This window comes from Pseudoalteromonas sp. B160 (genome assembly GCF_037162485.1).
Classification (GTDB): domain Bacteria; phylum Pseudomonadota; class Gammaproteobacteria; order Enterobacterales; family Alteromonadaceae; genus Pseudoalteromonas; species Pseudoalteromonas rhizosphaerae.
The window spans coordinates 3,719,054-3,740,905 of sequence record NZ_JARLUX010000001.1; the positions used below are offsets into that span (position 1 = coordinate 3,719,054).

The following is a 21,852-nucleotide window of genomic DNA, read 5'->3' on the forward strand; positions in this document are numbered from 1 at the left end:
CTTAATATCAAGGCGTTACTTTGCAACAATGGCAGTCCCTTTTAAGAAGTAACAACGATGAGAGTAAGTGCCTGCGAAACGCCCAACGAGGTTGGTTTAAAAACGATTTATACTGCGTTATTGATTTTACCAATAGAACCACTATTATTTGCAATCAATGCCTTGCCTAAATCGCTTTTAATTCCAACTGAAACTCGCATCTTGGGGTGGTTTGGGTATAATGCAGTAGTTTTGTCACCATGCACTATTGTGAGGATTGTATTCCTATGGCGGAAATTGAGAATCGCCCAAGTAACTTTATAAGAACCCGTATTGATGAAGATTTAGCATCAGGTAAACATGCGTCTACACATACTCGTTTTCCACCAGAGCCAAATGGTTTTTTACATATTGGTCATGCTAAATCAATTTGTTTAAATTTTGGTATTGCGCAAGACTACAGTGGTCAATGTAATTTACGTTTTGATGATACTAACCCTGAAAAAGAAGATATTAACTACGTTAATTCAATCAAAGAAGATGTTCAGTGGTTAGGTTTTAACTGGGATGGTGAAATAAAGTATTCGTCAAATTATTTTGATACTTTGTATGACTATGCTGTAGAGCTTATTAATAAAGGCTTAGCCTATGTGTGCTTTTTAACAGCTGATCAAGCGCGTGAATATCGCGGCACGTTAAAAGAGCCTGGTAAAAATAGTCCAACCCGTGATACTAGTCCTTCAGAAAACCTAGCACTATTTGAAAAAATGCGTGCTGGTGAATTTAAAGAAGGCGAGTGTGTATTACGCGCAAAAATCGATATGGCCAGCTCATTTATGGTGCTGCGTGATCCTATTATTTATCGTGTGCGTTTTGCTCATCATCATCAAACCGGTGATAAATGGTGTATTTACCCAATGTATGACTTTACGCACTGTATCTCAGATGCGCTAGAGGGCATTACCCATTCATTGTGTACACTTGAATTTCAAGATAACCGCCGTTTATATGATTGGGTGTTAGATAACATCAGTCTTGAATGTCATCCACAACAAATTGAGTTTTCAAGGTTAAACCTTGAATACACTATAATGTCAAAGCGTAAGCTAAATGATTTAGTGGTCAATGAGTATGTTGAAGGGTGGGATGATCCGCGTATGCCTACCATTGCAGGTCTGCGCCGTCGTGGTTATACACCAGCATCAATTCGTGAATTTTGCTTACGTATTGGCGTAACCAAACAAGAAAACATGGTTGAAATGGGCATGCTTGAAGCCTGTATCCGTGAAGACTTAAACGAACATGCTCCACGTGCCATGGCCGTTCTCGATCCGGTTAAAATCATCATTGAAAACTATGCTGTTGATACCGTTGAAACCTTATCAATTGCAAATCATCCAAATGATGAAAGTATGGGTCGTCGTGATGTTCCGTTCACCCGTGAAATTTATATTGAACGTGAAGACTTCAAAGAAGAAGCAAATAACAAATTCAAGCGCTTAGTACTTGATAAAGAAGTTCGATTACGTGGTGCTTATGTTATTAAAGCAGAGCGTGTTGAAAAAGACGAAAATGGCGAAATAACCACGATTTTTTGTAGCTATGATCCACAAACGCTGGGCAAAAATCCAACTGATGGACGTAAAGTGAAGGGCGTTATCCACTGGGTGTCAGCCAGTGAGTCAATCACCGCAGAAGTTCGTTTATATGATCGGTTATTCAGCGTACCAAATCCTGCAGCAGCTGAAGACTTTGCAACAACTTTAAATCCAGATTCATTAGTGGTTTTAGCAAATGCAAAACTTGAGCCATCACTTGCTAATGCAGAGCCTGCACAAGGTTTTCAATTTGAACGTACAGGGTACTTCAGCCGTGATACTAAGTCAGAGAACATTGTATTTAACCAAACAGTTGGTTTACGTGATTCTTGGACTAAAACACAGCAGTAGTTTTTTATCCCTTCGCTCAAAGGCGAGGGGATAAAAGTAACAGACATAAAAAAACCTGCAATTTGCAGGTTTTTTTATTCAGCTAATAAATTATTGGCTATCAGCAAATGCTTTACATGCTGCAGTGTCAGTACACTCGCCATACAGATAAAGAGAGTGGTTGGTTAATTTAATACCATTTTCTTCTGAAATTTCAAGTTGACGACGTTCAATCATTTCATCTTCAAATTCAACAACTTTACCACATTTTAAACATACTAGGTGATCATGGTGTGTGCTACCAGAGAGTTCAAATACAGACTTACCGCCTTCAAAATGGTGACGGCTAACAATACCCGCATCATCAAATTGGTTAAGTACGCGGTACACAGTAGCAAGGCCAATTTCTTCACCTAGGTCCAAAAGAATTTTGTAAACATCTTCAGCGCTGATGTGTTGGTTATCTGGAGATTGTAAAATCTCTAAAATTTTAATACGCGGCAAAGTTACTTTTAAGCCGGCTTTTTTTAATTCCAAGTTATGATCAGTCATTAAATCTGTCTCAATTATATTTGGTTATACTAGACACCTTACAAAGATGTACACGACACATTAGCAACGATAAGAATAACGTGCCTAGTCATTAAGTGCAAAGATCAATTGCTAGAAATACTTATAAAATGTGTAATAGGAAAACGAACGTCATTATTTTATACGATTACTAGCAATAAAGTGCATTTAATCAGCAAGTTCACTTAAACACATTTCTTCATAAACTTGTGCTGACCATGCTTTTACACGTTGTTCAGTAAGCTCTGGTTGACGGTCTTCATCAATGCCTAAACCAACAAAATGGTTGTCATCAGCCATGCCTTTCGAGGCTTCAAAATCATACCCTTGTGTTGGCCAATGACCCACAACAATAGCGCCACGCTCAGTAACGATGTCATTGATCATACCCATCGCATCAAGGAAGTATTCAGCGTAGTCTTCTTGATCGCCACAGCCAAAAATAGCCACAAGCTTGCCTTCAAAATCAACTTCTTCTAATTCAGGGAAAAAGTCATCCCAATCACATTGTGCTTCACCATAATACCAAGTAGGAATGCCAAATAAGATTAAATCAAATTCTGCGATCTGTTCTTTTGAACTTTTAGCAATATCATGCACAGCCACTAACTTTTTACCCAATTCTTTTTGGATCATTTTAGCTACATGTTCTGTGTTACCTGTGTCACTTCCGAAAAAAATACCTACACTTGCCATGGATTTAAAACCTTTTATCTATCAATAGCCAATCTTTCTTGTAAAATAGTTTCAATCAGCGCACTGCGGCTAATATTTTGTGCATCGGCCATATCGCTTAACGCTTGATATAACTGCGATGAAACTTTAAATTCGACACGCTTTAAACCACGTGCTTTATCTCTTTTTATTTGATTACGTTTATTTACCTTTAACTGAACCTCCCTTGGTAGGGGATTCGTTTTTGGTCTGCCGGGGCGTTTTTCGTATTCAAATAAATCGAGCGTTGTTCTATCTGTTTCAGACTTAGCCATGGTTAACCCACACCCGCACCTTGCCAAAAAACTTGAATAAGTCCTTTAGCGATAAAACCAGAACACCCTAAAAATAGCACAAGCCATACTACATAACGGCCAAATTTAGGCACATTCCCTTTTTTAGTACGTCTTGGATAGCCATACCGATAAAAAAGAACACACCGGCTAAGCCAAAGTACAACCCAAGGGTATCAAATTCGTTAATTAACTGACTGACCATCAACGTATAACCTTTAAATTAAACGGCGCGTACTATAGCATATAAAATTGTAATAATTTAGTGCGCTAAGTCAAAAATACGTGATTAAATTTTGCTTTATTAAGCCATTAAAAAATCATTGATAGACTTATTAACCGCCATTGGTTTTTGGGCATGCAACCAATGACCTGCGCCATGAATAATTTTTGCTTTTGCGTTGCTAAATTGAGCCATAATAGCTTCACGATATTCAGGCAATATATAATCAGAATCGTTCCCTTTGATAAATAAAGTATCGCATAAACAAGAATCATTTGCTTTAATATTTGCTAAAATATTGCGATATTTTTCACTTAGGGTAGTCAAATTAAAGCGCCACTGCAGTTCACCAAGTTCGTTTTTCGCATAGCTTTTTAGCAAAAACTGGCGAACACCTAATTCAGGTATTAGCTGCGTCATTAATTTATCCGCTTCTTTGCGGTCATTAATAGCATGGCTTTTTACCAGCTTTAATGCCGCAATGATATCATCATGACGACTTTGATATGCAACAGGAGCGATATCTAATACTACGAGTTTATTTACTGAGCTTGGATTAATATGTGCTATTTGCATAGCAACTTTCCCGCCCATAGAATGACCGACTAAATGGGCTTTATCAATACTTAAATGGTCCATTAAGGCGAGTACGTCGTCAGCCATTGCTCGGGTAATCCATAATATCACTGTGTGGTGAACGGCCATGGTTACGTAAATCAAGATTCGTTACTGTAAAATTTTCTGCCAATGCATTGGCTATAACATTTAAATTTTCCAGTGAACCAAACAATCCATGGATCAAAATTACATGCGGCCCTTGGCCAGTTTGTTTGTAATTTAACAGCATCACAGTTTCCAAAAACAATCTCATAAAAGTGTGCCTAGTTTGCCTAGTGAAATAACAAATTGCAAAACATAGAGAATTAAATCAGGTTTGGGTATAATCAGCATGGATGAAAAAATGTGACCCGTAACGACAGGAATAACATGAAAAAAATTGACATAGACGACGAGTTATATCAATACATTGCAAGTAACACTCAAAGTATAGGCGAAAGCGCCTCAACTATTTTACGTCGTTTATTAAATATTCACGGCGAAAATGATTTAGCCGCGCAAGAAAAACCAGAACAGCCCGTCACGCATGAGGTTGCAAAGACGACTCAAACAACTGAACACACCTCATCGACCGAGAATAAAAAGTCAGCCGCTGTCACACCATTGACACAAGCGCATGCCAGTGTTTTTAATATACTCAATAAAGAAGAGTTGGCGATGCAAAAAGGCGTAGTAGGGCGCTTTTTGTTTATTTTATCTGCTTTACATAGAACTCATAAAACTGATTTTTCAGCGGTATTGGATGTGCAAGGGCGTGATCGCGTTTACTTCGCAACCAGCAAAGAAGCGTTAGTAAACAGTGGCAGCAGTATGAATCCAAAAAACATTACCGACAGTGAATACTGGGTAATGACCAACTCAAATACTACCCGTAAGAAAATGATGCTACACGAAGTGGCACTTGGCTTAGGCTATAGTGCTGAACAAGCTGAAAAAATTCGAGACTACTTATAAAGGAAATGTAATGGCGATTCATTCCGGTGCAGGGAAACCTGCAACACAATCAGATTTAGTAAATGTACCAAAATTAGTGTCTGCTTATTATTTAAATGAACCCGATCTAGAGCAAAACCCTGAACATTGTGTTGCTTTTGGTACTTCAGGGCACCGAGGTTGTTCATATGATGTGAAATTCAATGAATCTCACATTCTCGCCATTACTCAAGCAATTTGTGATTACCGAAAACAAAATAATATTTTTGGACCGCTATTCTTAGGTAAGGATACGCACGCGTTAAGTGAGGCGGCTTACAATTCAGCGATTGAAGTGCTTGTTGCTAACGAAGTACAAGTGATCACGCAAGAAAACGACGATTTTACACCTACACCGGTGATTAGCCACGCGGTCGTGTGTCATAACAAATTACATCCTCATGAATTAGCTGACGGTATTGTTGTTACACCTTCACATAATCCTCCAGAAGATGGCGGTTTTAAATATAACCCACCTAATGGCGGGCCGGCAGATACTGACGTTACTAAGTGGATAGAAGACAGAGCAAATCAACTACTACTAGAAGATTTAGTTGAAGTTGAGCTATTCCCATTTGCAAAAGCTGCCCGTTCAGGTTTTATTAAATACCAAGATTTAATGACTCCTTATATTGAAGATTTGATTAATGTTGTTGATGTAAAAGCGATTGCAAAGGCAAATATTAAAGTGGGTATTGATCCGCTCGGTGGTTCAGGGATCAACTTTTGGCCTATTATCGCCGAAAAATTTGCTTTAGATTTAACAATCGTTAATGAAAGTGTCGATCCGCGCTTTGCATTTATGCCACTTGATAAAGATGGCAAAATTCGTATGGATTGCTCATCACCTTATGCGATGGCAAACCTAATCGCCCTTAAAGATGATTTTGATATAAGCATTGGCAATGATCCAGACTATGATCGCCATGGTATTGTAACTCCTGACGGCTTAATGAATCCTAATCACTTTTTAGCGGTTGCCATTGATTACTTATTAAATCATCGTGATTGGTCCAAAGACGTTGAAATTGGCAAGACACTTGTTTCAAGTGCGATGATTGACCGAGTAGTTGCCCGTAATAATCGTCAAGTACGAGAAGTACCTGTTGGTTTTAAATGGTTTGTCGAAGGGCTAAGTACTGGAACACTCGCGTTTGGCGGTGAAGAAAGTGCCGGGGCATCATTCCTTCGTTTTGACGGTACAGTATGGAATACCGACAAAGACGGTTTCATCATGGGATTATTAGCCGCGGAAATTTTAGCTGTAACAGGAAAAACCCCATCAGCACTTTATAAAGAGCTTGAGCTCGAATTTGGTGCGCCTATATACAAACGTATAGATGCACCTGCAAGTTCTGCCCAAAAAGAGCGACTTAAAGGGCTAAGTGCGAAAGATGTTACGGCAGATACACTTGCGGGCGAGCCTATTTTACAAAAGCTAACTCATGCGCCTGGTAATAATGCCGCTATTGGTGGTTTAAAAGTAGTTACTGAAAACGGCTGGTTTGCAGCGCGTCCATCAGGGACTGAAGACATTTATAAAATTTACCTTGAATCATTCAAAGGTGAAGAACATTTAGCGCTATTAGAAAAAGAAGCCAAGAAGTTGGTTGATTCAGTGATTAGTTAATAACGCTTAGACTATTTTATAACGGCTGATTTATTCAGCCGTTTTTGTTTCTCATTTGCATAATAATATGAAGGCATTTGGATTATGACAGCCAACTCAGAGTATTTAAACGAATTACAACAGCAAGGCGATTTTTTAACTCTCAGCCGTAATAATGAATGGCACTTAGCACCGAGTGCTTTTACTTTAAGTAATGGTACCACTGTAACTATTCATGACACCGGCGTTATAGAGTTTCAACCAAAATGCTCTACTACAATCGATGTGGTACTTTCAAGTGCGATCCATGGTAATGAAACAGCACCTATTGAAATTTGCGATGAATTAATTAAGCGTATTATCTTAGGCGATTTACAACTAGCACAGCGTGTACTGTTTATTTTTGGTAACCCGCAATCAATTAATATTGACAAGCGTTTTGTAGAAGAAAATCTAAACCGTTTATTTAATGGTCATCACACTGTCGAAGGTGTAAAGATGAATAATGAGCGCACACGAGCGGCCAAGCTTGAACAATATGTTAGTGACTTTTATCAACGCGGTGGGCAGCAGCGAGAGCGCTGTCATTACGATTTGCATACTGCTATTCGTGGTTCAAAAAATGATAAATTTGCTGTATATCCCTTTTTACATGGTAAACCGTGGAAAAAATCGCAACTACAGTTTTTATTAAGCTGTGGAGTAAATACGGTGCTAATGATGAAATCACCAGCCACCACTTTTAGTTACTATTCTTCTTTTGTTCATGGTGCAGATTCATTTACCGTTGAACTTGGTCAAGTAAAACCGTTTGGTGAAAATGATATGAGTCGTTTTGCGAAAACCAAAGCGACCCTAATCGCATTAATTAGCCAAAAAGAAGTGATATATAAAGAATTTGATGCAAGTGACTTTGAGTTATTTGCTGTGCACCGATCAATCAATCGCACTGAACACGATTTTTCGTTTCCTTTTTCGGATGATGCCGAGAATTTTACCGGGTTTAGCAAAGGTGATTTACTCGCAACGGATGGTCAGACCTGTTATTACGCAGATGTTGAAGGCGAAGCAATTATATTTCCTAATGCCGATGTCGCCCTTGGACAACGTGCATTATTAACGGTAATACCATTACAACTGACTGATAATATTATTTAATTTGTTGCTTTGCAGGTCAGCTCAAATCGTTAACTATATGATTGTATATACTTTATGCTCTTGTATAGTTAACTTTCCAATGCCACTGTCGCCAATTAACTTTGTTTCGTCTATGATTAGTTGAATAACACTTTACGTTAACGTAAAGTGTTAGCAGCTTTAATTTAAATACAGTACAGTTTCTGCAAAGTTTATCCTGCAGAGCACAGCCAATAATAACAACTGACTTGTACTGTTTACGACAACAAAAGAAGGTAGGTTATGAGCAATCCAAATAACGTATCGCTGAATATTAGTCATGATCTCTCATTTATTGACGGTCATGCCTTGAATATTCCGACCTTGAGTATTTTAAACGAGGATGGCGATATCCACGACGGTGCAACAGCCCCCGATATTGATGAAAGTACTGCGCTGCGGTTATATGAAACAATGCGTTTTATTCGTGCACTTGATGAGCGTATGCAAGCTGCTCAACGCCAAGGCCGGGTAAGCTTTTACATGCAATGTTTAGGCGAAGAGGCGGCAGTGACAGCGTCTGCTGCGGCACTTGATCAAGACGATATGATCATGGCGCAATACCGTGAGCAGGCTGCACTTCATTATCGTGGCTTCACACTTGATCAGTTTATGAATCAAATGTTTTCAAATGAGTTGGATTTAGGTAAAGGTCGCCAAATGCCAATTCACTACGGTTCAAGTGCACTTAATTACATGACTATCTCATCGCCGCTAGGTACTCAAATACCGCAAGCAACAGGTTACGCGTACGGGCAGAAAATTAAACACATAGATGCAAAATCAGGTGAACTAAGCTCAACGATAGATAACATAACTATCTGTTACTTTGGCGAAGGGGCTGCTTCAGAAGGAGACTTCCATGCTGGTTTAAATATGGCCGCAGTGCATAAGTCACCGGTTATATTTTTTGCTCGCAATAACGGCTATGCGATTTCAACTCCTGCGGATGAGCAATTTAAGGGCGACGGCATCGCTTCTCGTGGCGTAGGTTACGGTATTAAAACGATTCGTGTTGATGGTGCTGATGCACTTGCTGTTTATGCCGCAACTAAAAAAGCCCGTGAACTTGCCACTAAAACAGGTGAGCCGATTTTAATTGAATCGATTGCATATCGCCTTGGCGCGCATTCTACATCAGATGATCCTAGTGGCTATCGTTCAAAAGACGAAGAAGCAAATTATCAATCTTGTCCAATCGAACGTTTTCGCAAATGGTTAATTAAGCAAAACTGGCTTAATGAAGAAGAAGACAATAAAGCCAAAGAGCAAATTCGTGAAGATATCCTAGCCGCATTAAAACGCGCTGAAGTGATTGCAAAACCGGCCTTAGAAGAGTTGGTGTCGGATGTATATGATACACCGATCCCTTCTTTGCAACGTCAATACGAGCAATTGAAAACGCATATCAAGCAACACCCCGATGCTTACCCAGTGACTGCAGGGAGAATTAAGTAATGGCTAAAATGAATATGTTACATGCGATTAATTCAGCCCTTGATATAACTATGGCTGAACATCCGCAAGCGTGTATTTTTGGTGAAGATGTTGGCTATTTTGGCGGCGTATTTCGCGCAACGTCTGGACTACAAGAGAAATATGGTCAGCACCGTGTATTTAATACACCATTAACCGAACAAGGGATCATGGGTTTTGCTAATGGCTTAGCAGCGTTTGGCGCACCAGCACTTGCTGAAATTCAATTTGCCGATTATATCTTTCCAGCCTTTGACCAAATAGTAAATGAGTCTGCTAAATTTCGTTATCGTAGCGGTAACGAGTTTAATGTTGGCAACCTGACTATCCGTACTCTTACGGTGGTGGTATTGCCGGTGGTTTATATCATTCGCAATCACCTGGAGCTTATTTTGCACATACCCCGGGACTTAAGATTGTTGTCCCTCGCAACCCTTACCAAGCAAAGGGCTTATTACGTGCTGCAATTAAAGATGATAATCCAGTTATTTTCTTTGAGCCTAAACGTTTATATCGTGCATCAACGGGTGAAGTTCCTGAACAAGATTACAGCATTGAACTTGGTAAAGCTGAAATAGTTAGTGAAGGTACGGATGTAACACTACTTGCTTGGGGCGCACAGATGGAAATCATCGAAGATGCTGCAAAACGTGCAAGTGAGCAGGGTATTAGTTGTGAAGTGATTGATCTACGCAGTATTTTACCATGGGATATGGAAACGATTGTTAACTCAGTGACAAAAACAGGGCGACTTATTGTTAGCCATGAAGCACCAATCACTAATGGTTTTGGTGCAGAAATTGCGGCGACAATCCAACAAGAATGTTTTTTGCATTTAGAATCACCTATCTTACGTGTTTGCGGCTTAGATACTCCGTATCCATTAGCGCTTGAAAAAGAATATGTACCTGATGCGTTGAAAGTGCTCGCAGCAATCAAGCAATCGGTCGAATTTTAGGAGTCATCATGGCAAAAGATTTTATTTTACCGGATATCGGTGAAGGCATCGTTGAATGTGAAGTTGTTGAATGGTTAGTAGCCGAAGGCGACACCGTAGCTGAAGATCAACCGATTTGTGATGTAATGACAGACAAAGCACTGGTGCAAATTCCTGCGGTTCATGATGGTGTGATCAGTAAGCTCTATTATGCTAAAGGGGATATTGCTTTAGTGCATGCCCCGCTGTTTGCAATGGATGTAGCTGGTGAGACTACAGCCGATCATACTCAACCAGAAACAACCAGCGTAATAGAGCACACGCAAACAAATACTGACTCTGAAGTCGTTGAGGATTTTATCCTTCCCGATATTGGTGAAGGAATTGTTGAGTGTGAAATTGTTGAGTGGTTAGTCAGCGAAGGCGATTTGATAGAAGAAGATCAAGCCGTTTGTGATGTAATGACAGATAAAGCACTCGTACAAATTCCAGCTAAATATACCGGCACAGTGGTAAAACTTTATTATGCTAAAGGGGATGTTGCGCAAGTACACAGTCCACTTTTTCAAATGTCGATTGCAGGCACTCAAGCAAATGTTGTCGATATCAATGATGCATTAGTGAAAGCACAAACCAAAGCGGTAGAGCAAAAACCAGCAGTAGTTGAAAAGTCAGTAACAGCCCCTGTAATTAATAAAAAGGCGGTCGCATCACCGGCAGTAAGACGCAAAGCACGTGAACTTGATGTTGATCTAACCACAGTCCCAGGCAGTGGTAAGAATGGCCGTATTTACAAAGAGGACATTGAACAGTTTGTGAAAGGGGAAGTGCCAAATAGTATTGATACATCACCACTGCAAACGAAGCCTGACGTTACGAAAACCACAGCTAGCGACACTGGCGGCATGCGCATTGAGCCAATTAAAGGCATCAAAGCAGCAATGGCTAAACAAATGGTTGCTTCGGTAACGACTATCCCACATTTTACATTTTGTGATGAGATTGATTTAACAACTTTGATTGCTTTGCGCAGTGATTTAAAAGAGCAATATAAGCAACAAGGCGTTAAATTGACAATGATGCCATTTTTCATCAAGGCCTTATCGCTGGCTATGAAAGAATTTCCGGTATTAAACTCGAAAATAAATGATGAATGCACTGAGCTTAGCTACTTTGATGATCACAATATCGGTATGGCAGTTGACTCTAAAATTGGTTTGTTAGTGCCAAATATTAAACAATGTCAAACAAAGAGTATTGTTGATGTAGCCAATGAAGTAACGCGATTGACGGATGCTGCCCGTGAAGGACGTGTTAGCCCTGACGATCTCAAAGGCGGCACAATTAGCATTTCTAATATTGGCGCGATTGGCGGCACAGTTGCGACGCCAATTATCAACAAGCCAGAAGTGGCGATTGTGGCATTGGGTAAATTACAACATCTACCGCGTTTTGATGCCAAAGGGCAAGTGGTGTCTGCTGCAATTATGCAAGTTAGTTGGTCAGGCGATCACCGAGTGATTGATGGCGCTACGATAGCGCGATTCAATAACTTGTGGAAATCGTATTTAGAAAATCCAGCTAAAATGATGATGGCAATGAGTTAACTTTAAACGTTACCTATTTTAAAACCAGCTTAATGCTGGTTTTTTGTTTTCATATTGTTGTTTTTTATTTATTATATTGTTGTTGCTAAAAGCGACACCCGTAAGGGAATTTAAAAAAATTAAGGAATTATTATGAAATACTTCATGGAAGCAATGCGTCGTTATGCCGATTTTAATGGACGTAGTCGTCGCAAAGCATATTGGATGTTTATACTGTTCAATATTATTTTTTCGTTCGTAACTGGTGTATTCGATGAGTTGACAGATACAATCATCATAAGCACAGTATATAGTTTGGCTGTGTTGATCCCGCAACTAAGTGCAGGTGCTCGTCGTCTTCATGATACGAATCGTTCTGGTTGGTGGCAGTTACTTTGGCTAGTGCCAATAGTTGGTTGGATTGTATTGATTATCTTCCTAGCACAAGATTCGCAAGAAGGTGAAAATGATCATGGCCCAAATCCAAAAGAAGTTGCTCTAGAATCCGCTACTGTTTAATTAAATAATGAATAATACCAATTGACTTAAATATTTAACCATTCTAGCGAGCTAAATAAAGCGCTAACTGCGTTATAATTTTTTCAAGTAGAACAACTATATGTCAAAATTTATGCCTTGTTATCACTGTATTTATCTGTCGCTATAAATGGTCAGTAACTTAACACGATTGGTATAATGAAAAGCTCAGCAGTCGCTGAGCTTTTTTATGTCAGTGACTTACAACCCAAAGAAATATAAGCCATAACCAACGAGTAAAGCGGGAATTGCCGAATATATTGTTGCCACAAATGCGGCACGTGGTGCCATTGCGATTGCAGGGAAAAGGGCATCGCCGTCATTTGATATTGCATTCGCAGCTAAGGCACTAAAGGGAATGATGCCTTGAATATACAATGTAGTTACCACTATTTGTGGTCCACAGCCAGGTAAAAAACCAATCAAAACGGCAATTAAAGGCGCTAAGTATGCATAGTGAGTAAACCAGGCTTTTAAATCTACACCGGCAAATGTTACTAATAACTCAAATAGCATAAACGAGGCAACTACCCATGCCGTGACAAAATGGGTGTCTTGCAAAACTTTATATAGCTTTGAAGGGGGCGTTATAGTTTCTTCTTCTGAAGTTACTTGTTGATAGCTTTGACCTTTAGACGACAGCGCCCAAGTGGTAACAGCCAATAGCGCCATAATAGCGCCAAATAAGGTTATTGATTCAGCAAGTAGAGCGTCAAAGGCTGAAAAGTCAGTATTGAAAGCAATCATTATTGCCACAATAAGACTGGGCATCATAATAATTTGCCAAATTGATTTACTGACTATAATTGCCTTACTAGGCTGATTTAAGCACTCATCAGCATAATCATTTTTTGCTGGGCGAAGATAATCTTGCTTATGAAATGCATTGACTAAGGAGCCGCTGATAATACCAACGCTCAGGCCAATAATCATAATAAGTAAGCCTTCAAGCGGCTTCGTTGCTAATAGTAAAAATGCAGCATCCCCCATGGTCGCTGTTAATACAGCAACGATAGAGCCAAAGCTCGCTTGTCCTTTGGTAAATTGTGTCACTACTATGATAGCGCCTCCGCAACCTGGCAAAGCACCGAGTAATGAAGCAAAACTAATTTCTAACAAGGGGGATTTTTGACTTAAATAGCCAAGCTCTAAGTGAGGCAGCCGGTCAATGGCGTAGTAATAGATAAATAAAGTGGCGGCAACAAATATACTAACTTGAAAAAACGCATCACTCATTGCCGTTAATGTCATTGCTCGCAAAGGAGCATAAGCTAAACAACACAATAACAATAGCGGTAATAACAGCCGTTTATTATTGATAATAAAATGTGTGGACGCTGGAAAACTAATTTTGGGCAGTGAAAGTGAAAACATAAGTGCAACCTAAAAGCTATCTAAGTTGCACTTTAGATTTAAATTAAATGAAAATCAATATCATTTACATTATTTTCTTTGGAATTCTGAGTTCGCATTCCATTTTGGCCATTGTGGTTGCTCAGAAATGTCAAAACCTACTTGATAAAACAGTTGTAAGTCTTGTACAGCTCCAGATAGATCCCATTCATCACGGTATCTGTCGCATGGTTGATGGTAACAACCACGTAGCACTAAGCTCATGCGTTTACGATAATTAGCCGTATCTTCGTCAAGTGCTTCACTGCCACCACCCGCATACATCGCTGGAATACCCATGTTGGCGAAAGCAAAATGATCAGAGCGATAGTACCCGCCTGAAGATGGTTTAGGATCGCCCGAGACGGTGCGCCCTTGTGCATTAGCTGCCTGTGCTAATAGCGAGTCCATTTCTGATTTACCAATACCAACTACGCTGATATCTTTTACTTTGCCTAACAAGTTCAAGCTATCCATATTAATATTAGCGACTGTCTTATTTGCTGCTATCACTGGGTGTGCAGCATAATACTTAGATCCTAATAAACCTTGCTCTTCAGCTGTCACTGCCAAAAAAGTCATTGAGCGGCTAGGGTGCTTTGGTAAGCTTGCAAACGCTTCTGCTACTTCAATTAAGCCTGCAGTGCCTGTCGCGTTATCATGTGCTCCATTGTAGATTTGGTCGCCTTTACGGTTTTTATCAGTACCTAAGTGATCCCAGTGTGCTGAGTATATAATATGCTCATCTGGTTTTTCACTACCAGGTAAAGTCGCAATGAAGTTATATGAAATTGATTTTTTGATGGTGTTTTTAACCGCAATAGACGCTGTTAAATCGCCCATATCAACATGATAAGCGCCTTTTGCTGCATTGGCTTTTGCACTGGCAAAATCTAAACCTGCTTTAGTGAAAAGCTCGTTAGCAACCTCTGTGGTTACCCAACCTTCAACAGCGACTCTGTCCATATTATTGTTTTCTTTTTGAAAACCAAACTGCTCGCCGCTCCATGAGTTTTCAACCACAGACCAAGGGTAAGAGGCCGGTGCAGTTTCATGAACGATGATAGCCCCAGCAGCACCTTGACGGCTGGCTTCTTCGTATTTGTAAGTCCAACGGCCATAGTAAGTCATGGCATCACCGGTAAACAAAGCAGGATCTTTAGTGGCAAAACCAGGGTCGTTGACTAAGATCACCACAGTTTTACCCTTAACATCTAAACCTGCGTAATCATTCCAATTATATTCTGGGGCATTAACACCATAACCAACAAATACCAGTTCAGAGTCTTTAATACTTTGGCGTTCGCTAATGCGACTGCTGCCCATTACCATGTCTTTTTTATACTGGTAATCTTTGCCGCCGATAGTTAACACCATGTTTGGATCTGCTTCAAGAGACACCAACGGAACTTCTTGTAAGAAGCTGTCGCCATTACCTGGTTGATAACCTAGTTTTTTAAATTCTTCAGTAAGGTAAGCTAGTGTGAGTTCTTCACCTTTTGAAGATGGAGCGCGGCCTCCAAATTCATCGGAGGCAAGCACTTTGACATGCTCTGCGAGTTGTTGGGCATTGATTGAATAATACCCTTTGCTAACATCATCAGAGGTGAGACTTGTTGTTGCACATCCTGCAAGTACCGCAGTTGCAAGGAGTGTCAGAGAAAAATAACGTTTCATAGTCGCTCTTTTTTTGTTTTAAGTGAGCTCAGTATAAGAACTTCTATTAAAGAGAACCAGTTTTTGCGGTAAACTCCAACCATAATAATTGTAAAGCTAAAGATACTCATGAAGCGTTTTACCCCTTACGAACAATGGCATAGCCCCAGTTTAGAAAATGGTGCATTTAGCCATTTAAATACACTGTTTTCTTTAAATGGTTTATCCGACTGGCCGCAATGTGCGTGGTTTTCATCATTTTTAGATGCTAAAAATGCAAATCAGCAAACAATTCGCTTTGTTGATGACGCCTGCTTTAGTGAGGAAGAGCGCTATTATGAGCAAATCATTTTTGATACCGGTAAAGTACCAACGCGACAACAAAATTGGCATGACTTATTTGGTGGACTTATCTGGTGTTTATTTCCTAAAACTAAAGCATTAATCAATCAACGTCATGTAGAAGAGATCACACTTCACGGCACTAAAGTACGCTCAAAACACCGCAATGCCTTAACCTTGTTTGATGAATGTGGGGTTGTACTTGCTGTAAGTGATGAAATTTGGCCTGCGTTACTTAAAAATCATCAATGGCAGCAGGCATTTATTGAGCAAAGAGCGTTGTGGGGGAAAACCATTGCGCCATTTATGTTCGGCCACGCTAATTATGAAATGCTAACAAAGCCGTATATTGGTCTGACAGGTAAAGCATTATTTGTAAAAGTACCGAGTGACATATTTTGTAAAGATTTAGCCCAGCAGTATCAGTATATTGATCAAACCCTTTATGAGATGATTAGCGTCGATAACTGTTTAAGGGACAATAGCCAGCTCTCACCATTACCACTGCTAGGCGTACCAGGCTGGTATGATAATAATAACCCCGAGTTTTATAGTAATACAGATTACTTTAGACCAAAACGAAGGACATGAACATGATAGAAGTTACGGGGCTTAAAAAGAAATTTAAGCTAACTAAAGACCATAAAAAAAACAAAGTCGATAAAATAGATCCCCGTGAAGATAAAGATTATTTTCATTCGGTGCGAGATGTCAGCTTTCATTGTAATAAAGGCGAAGTGCTGGGCTTACTCGGCCCTAATGGTGCAGGAAAAACCACCACGCTAAGAATGATCTCGACAGCGTTAAAACCCGATGAAGGGCAAATAATTATTGCTGGTGAAGACATCATAAAAAAACCACTATTTGGTCGTAAGTCTATTGGTTTTCTATCTGGCAGTACCGGTTTATATGGCCGTTTAACGGTAAAAGAAAATATCGAATATTTTGCAAAACTGCACGGTATGAGTAAAGACGCGATTAGGTCACGGTGTGAAGAGTTATTTGATTTACTCGACATGCATAGCTTTATTGATAAACGTGCTGATAATTTATCAACGGGTATGAAACAAAAAGCCAATATAGCCCGCGCAGTTGTGCACCACCCGGCAGTCGTAGTACTTGATGAGCCGACCACTGGATTAGACATAATGACCACTCAAACGGTGATCGAGTTTATCAAACGGCTTAAAGCGCAAGGGACTCCTGTTATATTTTCAACCCATCATTTAGATGAAGTAGCGCTACTGTGTGACCGCGTTGCGGTGATCAACGAAGGTATCAGTTGTTTTGACGGCAGTCTTGACGAATTTAAAAAAGTGGGTAAAAGCGACGAACTAAATCAAGCGTTTATGAATATTTTGACGGAGAAAAATAATGTTTGAAGTATTTAAAAAGGAATTAAAAGAGCTATTACGTGATAAAAAAACACTCATTTTTATTGTCGCATTGCCAGTTGCTATCTTTCCATTATTATTTGCGGTGATGGCATTTATTAGTTCTCAAGCAACACTTGAAGCCGAACAAAAAGTTCATACCTATGCCATTATCAATGGCGAATATGCGCAATCATTCACAGATAAAGTTTTTTACCATAAAAGTTTTCAATTATACAAAGGTGAACACACCTTTAATACAGTTGCAGAGCTTACTGAGGCCGTTAAAGCTGGCACCATTGATATGGGTATTTTCTTACCCGCAGATGCCAAACAAAACCTTGATGACGCAAAACAGAGCCAGTGGCAAGTGGTTTATAACGATGCCAAAGCGATTAACTTTTTATTCGACAGAGTAAAAGAGCTTGCTAAAGAATTTGGTAATAAGCTAAGAGCTGAAAAACTATTGAGTTATGGTGTTTCAGTTGAGCAACAAAGTGCGATTATTGATCCAATCAAAGTTGTAAAAGTTGATACCGCTGATAAACGAGAAAATTTAGGTGAGAAAATAGGCGGCTTTATTCCTTACTTACTGATCCCATTAGTTTTGATGGGAGCAACATACCCAGCAATTGATTTAGGTGCAGGTGAGAAAGAACGCGGCACATTAGAAACGTTACTACTGACACCAATCACCCGTACGCAACTTGTATTAGGTAAATTTATTACTTTACTTGCAGCGTCAATCGCCACCACAACGATAACCGTGTTGAGTATGGGCGTATGGATCAGTATCGCGATTTCTTTCATTGATTTGGATGTGATAAAAACAGCATTTAGTTCATTACGAGTATTAGATTTGGCACTCATTTTTATTATTTTATTACCCGTAGCGGCGATTTTTTCTTCTCTTGCGTTAGCAATATCGATTTATGCGCGTAGTTTTAAAGAAGCACAAAATTATATGACACCACTGAGCATGGGGGTGATATTTCCTATCATTGTTGCTTTATTACCGAATGTTGAGCTAACAGCTAAAACCGCATTTATTCCGGTTACTAATGTGGCTTTAGCGATTAAAGAAATTATCAAAGGTACGATTGATTACACGTTACTTGGACTAATCTTTTTAGCGACCGTGATTGTTGCCGGTGCACTATTAGCATTTTGTGTTAAATGGTTTAATAAAGAAGAAGTCTTATTTAGGTAACAAGTTGTAAAGAAGTAGGCTGGGCGTAGTTGTTACAATACTCTCAGTTAAATAATAAAAAATGACGGGATAGCTCGTCATTTTTTATTATTTATTTATAGTTTCATGGTTAAAACTAAGAATCGATAAAAAGCTCAAAGATAACTTTTTTAATTGCTCTATAATATAGTTTGTTTTGAAAGCAAACTGGCAATTTTGATGCGCTACCCTCTGACATTTTCTAATTTATTTCGCAGTAATAAACTTTCTTTATTAGCTTTGCTGTTTTTTTCATCTTAGCAACTCCTGCTTTATATATTTATGAGCAAAAAGCACGCAAAGATGTTTACCAGATTGCCCAAACCACACTACAGCAAGAGCTTGATACAAAAGCACAAATATTAAAAGGGCATTTAAAAGACAGTGTCTTGTCAATCAACTTTTTAAATGTCACGCCGCCTATCAGTGGTATTAGTCGAGCCGCTGCAAATAACCTTATTGATCCACTATTAAATACGCCCATCGCAATATGGCAAACGCGCTTAGCTGAAATATTTAGTGGCTTTATGCGCACTGACCAGCAGCTATTACAAGCCAGATATATTACCCTTGCTGATAATGGTCAAGAAATTGTCCGTGTTGATAGGATCAATGATGTTGTGGTGCGCCTCGAGGGAGACTTATTACAACAAAAAGGGCAACGGGATTACATGCTTAATGCCAGCAGGTTAGATAGTGAATCTGTCTATATATCACCGATTAACTATAATCGAGAGCATGGTCAAATTCAGATACCCTACGTGAGCACCTACCGAGTTGCGAAGCCGGTATTTAATAAACAAGGAGCAGTATTTGCTGTATTAGTAACAAATTATTTTGCTGACGAGTTATTTAATAGTGTTACTTTTAGTTCATCTGCTGGGGTTGATGTTTATCTGTTAAATGATCAGCAGCAGTTTTTATTTCACCCAGATCCTAAACTACGATTTGGTTTTGAGTTTGGTCAAGACATTACTTGGTCAAGTGTATTTAGTCAAAGCCAAGATATGAGTAGCCAAGCGACTTTACCTTTTCATGATTTACCAAGTCATTATTATTTAAAACAACGTATTAGTTTAGAAAATAACATTAGCATGTTGCCCCTTGAACTTGCGGTATCAATTAATACCGATATTTTGTTAACAGACGTTGCTAAGCGCCGTGATCATTTTGTGTTGGTAATTATTTCACTTTTCACTGCTTTGTGGTTATTAGTGTGGTTATACCAAAGGTATATAAACCGCAAATTAGAGCTTCACACCTTGAAGGAGCGTAATAACAAGATTATTGAAAATTCTCTCGATGCAATTTTAACAGTACAAGAGGATGGCCTTATCAGTAATGCTAATAAAACAGCATTACAATGCTTTGATATCATTATTGATCACACCCAGTTTACGCAATTATTTTCGCTAGCAGAAGGTGATAAGTCATGTATTGATGAAACAATAGCACAGGGATCAAAACCATCATTTGAAGGCGTATTTATTGACCCGCAAGATCAACAACACTTTTACTCAATTACACTTACTAGCGTGTTTGATATCTTTACCCAGCGCTACCAAGTAGCAGCGATTTTACGAAACATTAATTCACTTAAACAGACCCAAGTTGAGCTTGAAAAACTCAATAGTACGTTAGAGCAAAAAGTGCAACAACGCACAACTGAACTTGAAAGTGCGATTGAACAAGCTTTGGCAGCCAGTAAAACTAAAAGTGATTTTATTGCTAATATTTCCCATGAAATACGTACGCCTATGAATGGTGTATTAGGGATGCTGGAAATGCTCAAAGAGGACACGCTAACGCAGCAGCAACAGCAATATTTAGATCTGGCCAATAGCAGCGCTAACTCATTAATGACATTGATTAATGACATCTTGGATTTTTCAAAAATCGAAGCTGGTAAACTTGGTATTGATAATCACAGTTTTGATGTGATTACTGTATGCAGTGATATGATCACCTCAATGGCACTGCAAGCACAGCGTAAAGGCTTAGAAGTGTTTTTGTATACTGATAAAGTTATTGACCGTATGTTAGTCGGAGATAGCCACCGATTAAAACAAATATTAATAAACTTACTTAATAATGCATTCAAATTTACTCATCAAGGTGAAGTCAGTTTGACTGTTGGGTGTCAGTATCTTACTGAAGAAAAGTTATTAATGAGCTTTGTTATTGAAGACTCAGGCATCGGCATTGCTGAAAAAAATATCGATAAGCTGTTTGAGGCCTTTACTCAAGAGGACACCAGTACCACTCGCCACTTTGGAGGTACAGGGCTTGGTTTATCAATTTGTCGTAAGCTGGCACAATTGATGGGCGGTGATATTAGTGTAACCAGTGAAAAGGGCAAGGGAAGCTGTTTTACAGCGCAAGTGCAATTACATATTGCAGCTGAGAAAAGACTTAATACTGCCGTTGAGTTGGCAAAAGATATTCAGGTTGGCGTGCTGATAGATAGCGACAGTGTATATAACAATGTCACTAATTTATTGATTAAAAATTGCCAAGTAGCGGCCAATAATATTCAACGATTTGACTACCAAGCACAATATCAAGAGTTAAAAGTTGATTTACTGGTTGTTGATAATGATCACCCATACTTACAAACACTGATTAATTTATGTAATAAGCAGAATAAAAAATATGTATTAATCTTGCGTGATTTACTGCTTAGTAAAAAAGCCAAAGAGCAGGTACCTGAAAATTGCCATGTGCTAAATAAGCCGCTTACTCAAGATCAATTTAGCTATAAGTTAGCAAGTTTGTTTGGTGTTAATAATAGTTTTTTGGTTGCTAGCCAAGGTAGTGAGCAAACAGAATATGTTGAATACGATTTATCAAACTTTAAGGTATTATTGGTTGATGATAATATGATCAACCTTGAAGTTGCCAAAGCAATATTAAAAAATACCGGTGTCACTATTGTATGTGCCAGCGATGGCCTAGATGCGCTAGAAATATTAAATACAGAGCACACACCTTTATTTGATCTGCTTTTAATGGATTGCCAAATGCCAAGCCTCAATGGCTATGACACAACCTCTGCAATTCGCAGCAGCAAAGCTGGTGCTGACTATGCAAAAGTGCCTATTATCGCTATGACAGCCAGCGCTATGGCAGGTGACAGAGAGCGTTGTATTACAGCTGGTATGAATGATTATATTACCAAACCCATAAAGCCAAAAGTTTTGAAAGATAAATTAGCTATGTGGTTAAAATAAACCACACAGTCTA

The 21,852-nt window shown here is 39.1% G+C and carries 16 protein-coding genes and 3 pseudogenes; 12 read left to right on the plus strand and 7 right to left on the minus strand.

Annotated features, from left to right (window positions below):
- The first annotated feature begins 266 nt into the window (after positions 1 to 266).
- On the plus strand, positions 267 to 1,928 hold the full coding sequence (glnS, locus tag P4S61_RS17315) for a glutamine--tRNA ligase (RefSeq protein WP_145233878.1): 1,662 nt from the start codon (positions 267 to 269) through the stop codon (positions 1,926 to 1,928).
- A gap of 90 nt (positions 1,929 to 2,018) precedes the next feature.
- Here glnS and fur read toward each other — a convergent pair whose 3' ends face one another.
- From fur to P4S61_RS17340, 5 genes and pseudogenes are all read right to left on the minus strand, one after another.
- A complete protein-coding gene (gene fur, locus P4S61_RS17320) occupies positions 2,019 to 2,459 on the minus strand; it encodes a ferric iron uptake transcriptional regulator (RefSeq protein ID WP_145233880.1) in 441 nt (146 codons plus the stop codon).
- Between the two features lie 186 nt (positions 2,460 to 2,645).
- Positions 2,646 to 3,173 carry a flavodoxin FldA gene (gene fldA / locus P4S61_RS17325; protein WP_145233882.1) on the minus strand — a complete coding sequence of 176 codons (528 nt, stop codon included), beginning with the start codon at positions 3,171 to 3,173 and terminating at the stop codon, positions 2,646 to 2,648.
- Positions 3,174 to 3,187: 14 nt separating this feature from the next.
- Positions 3,188 to 3,466, minus strand: a complete 279-nt coding sequence (gene ybfE, locus P4S61_RS17330; protein ID WP_016709654.1) for a LexA regulated protein — start codon at positions 3,464 to 3,466, stop codon at positions 3,188 to 3,190.
- A gap of 2 nt (positions 3,467 to 3,468) precedes the next feature.
- A pseudogene (locus tag P4S61_RS17335) lies at positions 3,469 to 3,689 on the minus strand (DUF2788 domain-containing protein).
- A 99-nt stretch (positions 3,690 to 3,788) separates the two neighbouring features.
- Positions 3,789 to 4,554, minus strand: a pseudogene (locus tag P4S61_RS17340) (alpha/beta fold hydrolase).
- 140 nt (positions 4,555 to 4,694) lie between these two features.
- Between P4S61_RS17340 and seqA the strand changes: the two are divergent.
- The 7 genes and pseudogenes from seqA to P4S61_RS17375 all read left to right on the plus strand — a co-directional run bounded on the left by seqA (position 4,695) and on the right by P4S61_RS17375 (position 12,600).
- Positions 4,695 to 5,279, plus strand: coding sequence for a replication initiation negative regulator SeqA (gene seqA / locus P4S61_RS17345; RefSeq protein WP_182717858.1), 585 nt, complete (start codon positions 4,695 to 4,697; stop codon positions 5,277 to 5,279).
- Positions 5,280 to 5,289: 10 nt separating this feature from the next.
- Positions 5,290 to 6,927, plus strand: a complete 1,638-nt coding sequence (gene pgm / locus P4S61_RS17350; RefSeq protein ID WP_182730940.1) for a phosphoglucomutase (alpha-D-glucose-1,6-bisphosphate-dependent) — start codon at positions 5,290 to 5,292, stop codon at positions 6,925 to 6,927.
- Between the two features lie 84 nt (positions 6,928 to 7,011).
- Entirely contained in the window at positions 7,012 to 8,064 is a 1,053-nt protein-coding gene (astE, locus tag P4S61_RS17355; protein WP_337118739.1) for a succinylglutamate desuccinylase, read from the plus strand.
- Positions 8,065 to 8,325: 261 nt separating this feature from the next.
- A complete protein-coding gene (locus P4S61_RS17360) occupies positions 8,326 to 9,540 on the plus strand; it encodes a thiamine pyrophosphate-dependent dehydrogenase E1 component subunit alpha (RefSeq protein WP_145233891.1) in 1,215 nt (404 codons plus the stop codon).
- A pseudogene (locus P4S61_RS17365) lies at positions 9,540 to 10,516 on the plus strand (alpha-ketoacid dehydrogenase subunit beta). Before P4S61_RS17360 ends, P4S61_RS17365 begins: the two are co-directional and overlap by 1 nt.
- 8 nt (positions 10,517 to 10,524) lie before the next feature.
- Positions 10,525 to 12,102: a dihydrolipoyllysine-residue acetyltransferase gene (locus tag P4S61_RS17370; protein ID WP_182757723.1), complete on the plus strand. Its 1,578-nt coding sequence runs from the start codon at positions 10,525 to 10,527 to the stop codon at positions 12,100 to 12,102.
- Between the two features lie 132 nt (positions 12,103 to 12,234).
- Positions 12,235 to 12,600, plus strand: coding sequence for a DUF805 domain-containing protein (locus P4S61_RS17375; RefSeq protein WP_337118740.1), 366 nt, complete (start codon positions 12,235 to 12,237; stop codon positions 12,598 to 12,600).
- A gap of 219 nt (positions 12,601 to 12,819) precedes the next feature.
- On the opposite strand, the gene P4S61_RS17380 is transcribed toward P4S61_RS17375, so the two are convergent.
- Positions 12,820 to 13,992: a putative manganese transporter gene (locus tag P4S61_RS17380; protein ID WP_337118741.1), complete on the minus strand. Its 1,173-nt coding sequence runs from the start codon at positions 13,990 to 13,992 to the stop codon at positions 12,820 to 12,822.
- Positions 13,993 to 14,061: 69 nt separating this feature from the next.
- A complete protein-coding gene (locus P4S61_RS17385) occupies positions 14,062 to 15,687 on the minus strand; it encodes a M28 family metallopeptidase (RefSeq protein WP_337118742.1) in 1,626 nt (541 codons plus the stop codon).
- A gap of 108 nt (positions 15,688 to 15,795) precedes the next feature.
- Between P4S61_RS17385 and P4S61_RS17390 the strand changes: the two genes are divergently transcribed.
- The 4 genes from P4S61_RS17390 to P4S61_RS17405 all read left to right on the plus strand — a co-directional run bounded on the left by P4S61_RS17390 (position 15,796) and on the right by P4S61_RS17405 (position 21,839).
- The gene (locus tag P4S61_RS17390; protein ID WP_337118743.1) at positions 15,796 to 16,599 is read left to right on the plus strand and encodes a DUF3025 domain-containing protein; all 804 of its coding nucleotides are present in this window, start codon (positions 15,796 to 15,798) and stop codon (positions 16,597 to 16,599) included.
- Positions 16,600 to 16,601: 2 nt separating this feature from the next.
- Entirely contained in the window at positions 16,602 to 17,390 is a 789-nt protein-coding gene (locus P4S61_RS17395) for an ATP-binding cassette domain-containing protein (protein WP_182734741.1), read from the plus strand.
- On the plus strand, positions 17,383 to 18,591 hold the full coding sequence (locus P4S61_RS17400) for an ABC transporter permease (protein WP_182734739.1): 1,209 nt from the start codon (positions 17,383 to 17,385) through the stop codon (positions 18,589 to 18,591). Before P4S61_RS17395 ends, P4S61_RS17400 begins: the two co-directional genes overlap by 8 nt.
- Before the next feature lie 407 nt (positions 18,592 to 18,998).
- The gene (locus P4S61_RS17405; RefSeq protein WP_337118745.1) at positions 18,999 to 21,839 is read left to right on the plus strand and encodes an ATP-binding protein; all 2,841 of its coding nucleotides are present in this window, start codon (positions 18,999 to 19,001) and stop codon (positions 21,837 to 21,839) included.
- Positions 21,840 to 21,852: the final 13 nt, after the last annotated feature.

Excerpts from the sequence above, each read along its gene's own strand:
- glnS (WP_145233878.1), top strand. The coding sequence starts at position 267 with ATGGCGGAAATTGAGAATCGCCCAAGTAACTTTATAAGAACCCGTATT.
- fur (WP_145233880.1), bottom strand. The coding sequence starts at position 2,459 with ATGACTGATCATAACTTGGAATTAAAAAAAGCCGGCTTAAAAGTAACT.
- fldA (WP_145233882.1), bottom strand. The coding sequence starts at position 3,173 with ATGGCAAGTGTAGGTATTTTTTTCGGAAGTGACACAGGTAACACAGAA.
- ybfE (WP_016709654.1), bottom strand. The coding sequence starts at position 3,466 with ATGGCTAAGTCTGAAACAGATAGAACAACGCTCGATTTATTTGAATAC.
- seqA (WP_182717858.1), top strand. The coding sequence starts at position 4,695 with ATGAAAAAAATTGACATAGACGACGAGTTATATCAATACATTGCAAGT.
- pgm (WP_182730940.1), top strand. The coding sequence starts at position 5,290 with ATGGCGATTCATTCCGGTGCAGGGAAACCTGCAACACAATCAGATTTA.
- astE (WP_337118739.1), top strand. The coding sequence starts at position 7,012 with ATGACAGCCAACTCAGAGTATTTAAACGAATTACAACAGCAAGGCGAT.
- P4S61_RS17360 (WP_145233891.1), top strand. The coding sequence starts at position 8,326 with ATGAGCAATCCAAATAACGTATCGCTGAATATTAGTCATGATCTCTCA.
- P4S61_RS17370 (WP_182757723.1), top strand. The coding sequence starts at position 10,525 with ATGGCAAAAGATTTTATTTTACCGGATATCGGTGAAGGCATCGTTGAA.
- P4S61_RS17375 (WP_337118740.1), top strand. The coding sequence starts at position 12,235 with ATGAAATACTTCATGGAAGCAATGCGTCGTTATGCCGATTTTAATGGA.
- P4S61_RS17380 (WP_337118741.1), bottom strand. The coding sequence starts at position 13,992 with ATGTTTTCACTTTCACTGCCCAAAATTAGTTTTCCAGCGTCCACACAT.
- P4S61_RS17385 (WP_337118742.1), bottom strand. The coding sequence starts at position 15,687 with ATGAAACGTTATTTTTCTCTGACACTCCTTGCAACTGCGGTACTTGCA.
- P4S61_RS17390 (WP_337118743.1), top strand. The coding sequence starts at position 15,796 with ATGAAGCGTTTTACCCCTTACGAACAATGGCATAGCCCCAGTTTAGAA.
- P4S61_RS17395 (WP_182734741.1), top strand. The coding sequence starts at position 16,602 with ATGATAGAAGTTACGGGGCTTAAAAAGAAATTTAAGCTAACTAAAGAC.
- P4S61_RS17400 (WP_182734739.1), top strand. The coding sequence starts at position 17,383 with ATGTTTGAAGTATTTAAAAAGGAATTAAAAGAGCTATTACGTGATAAA.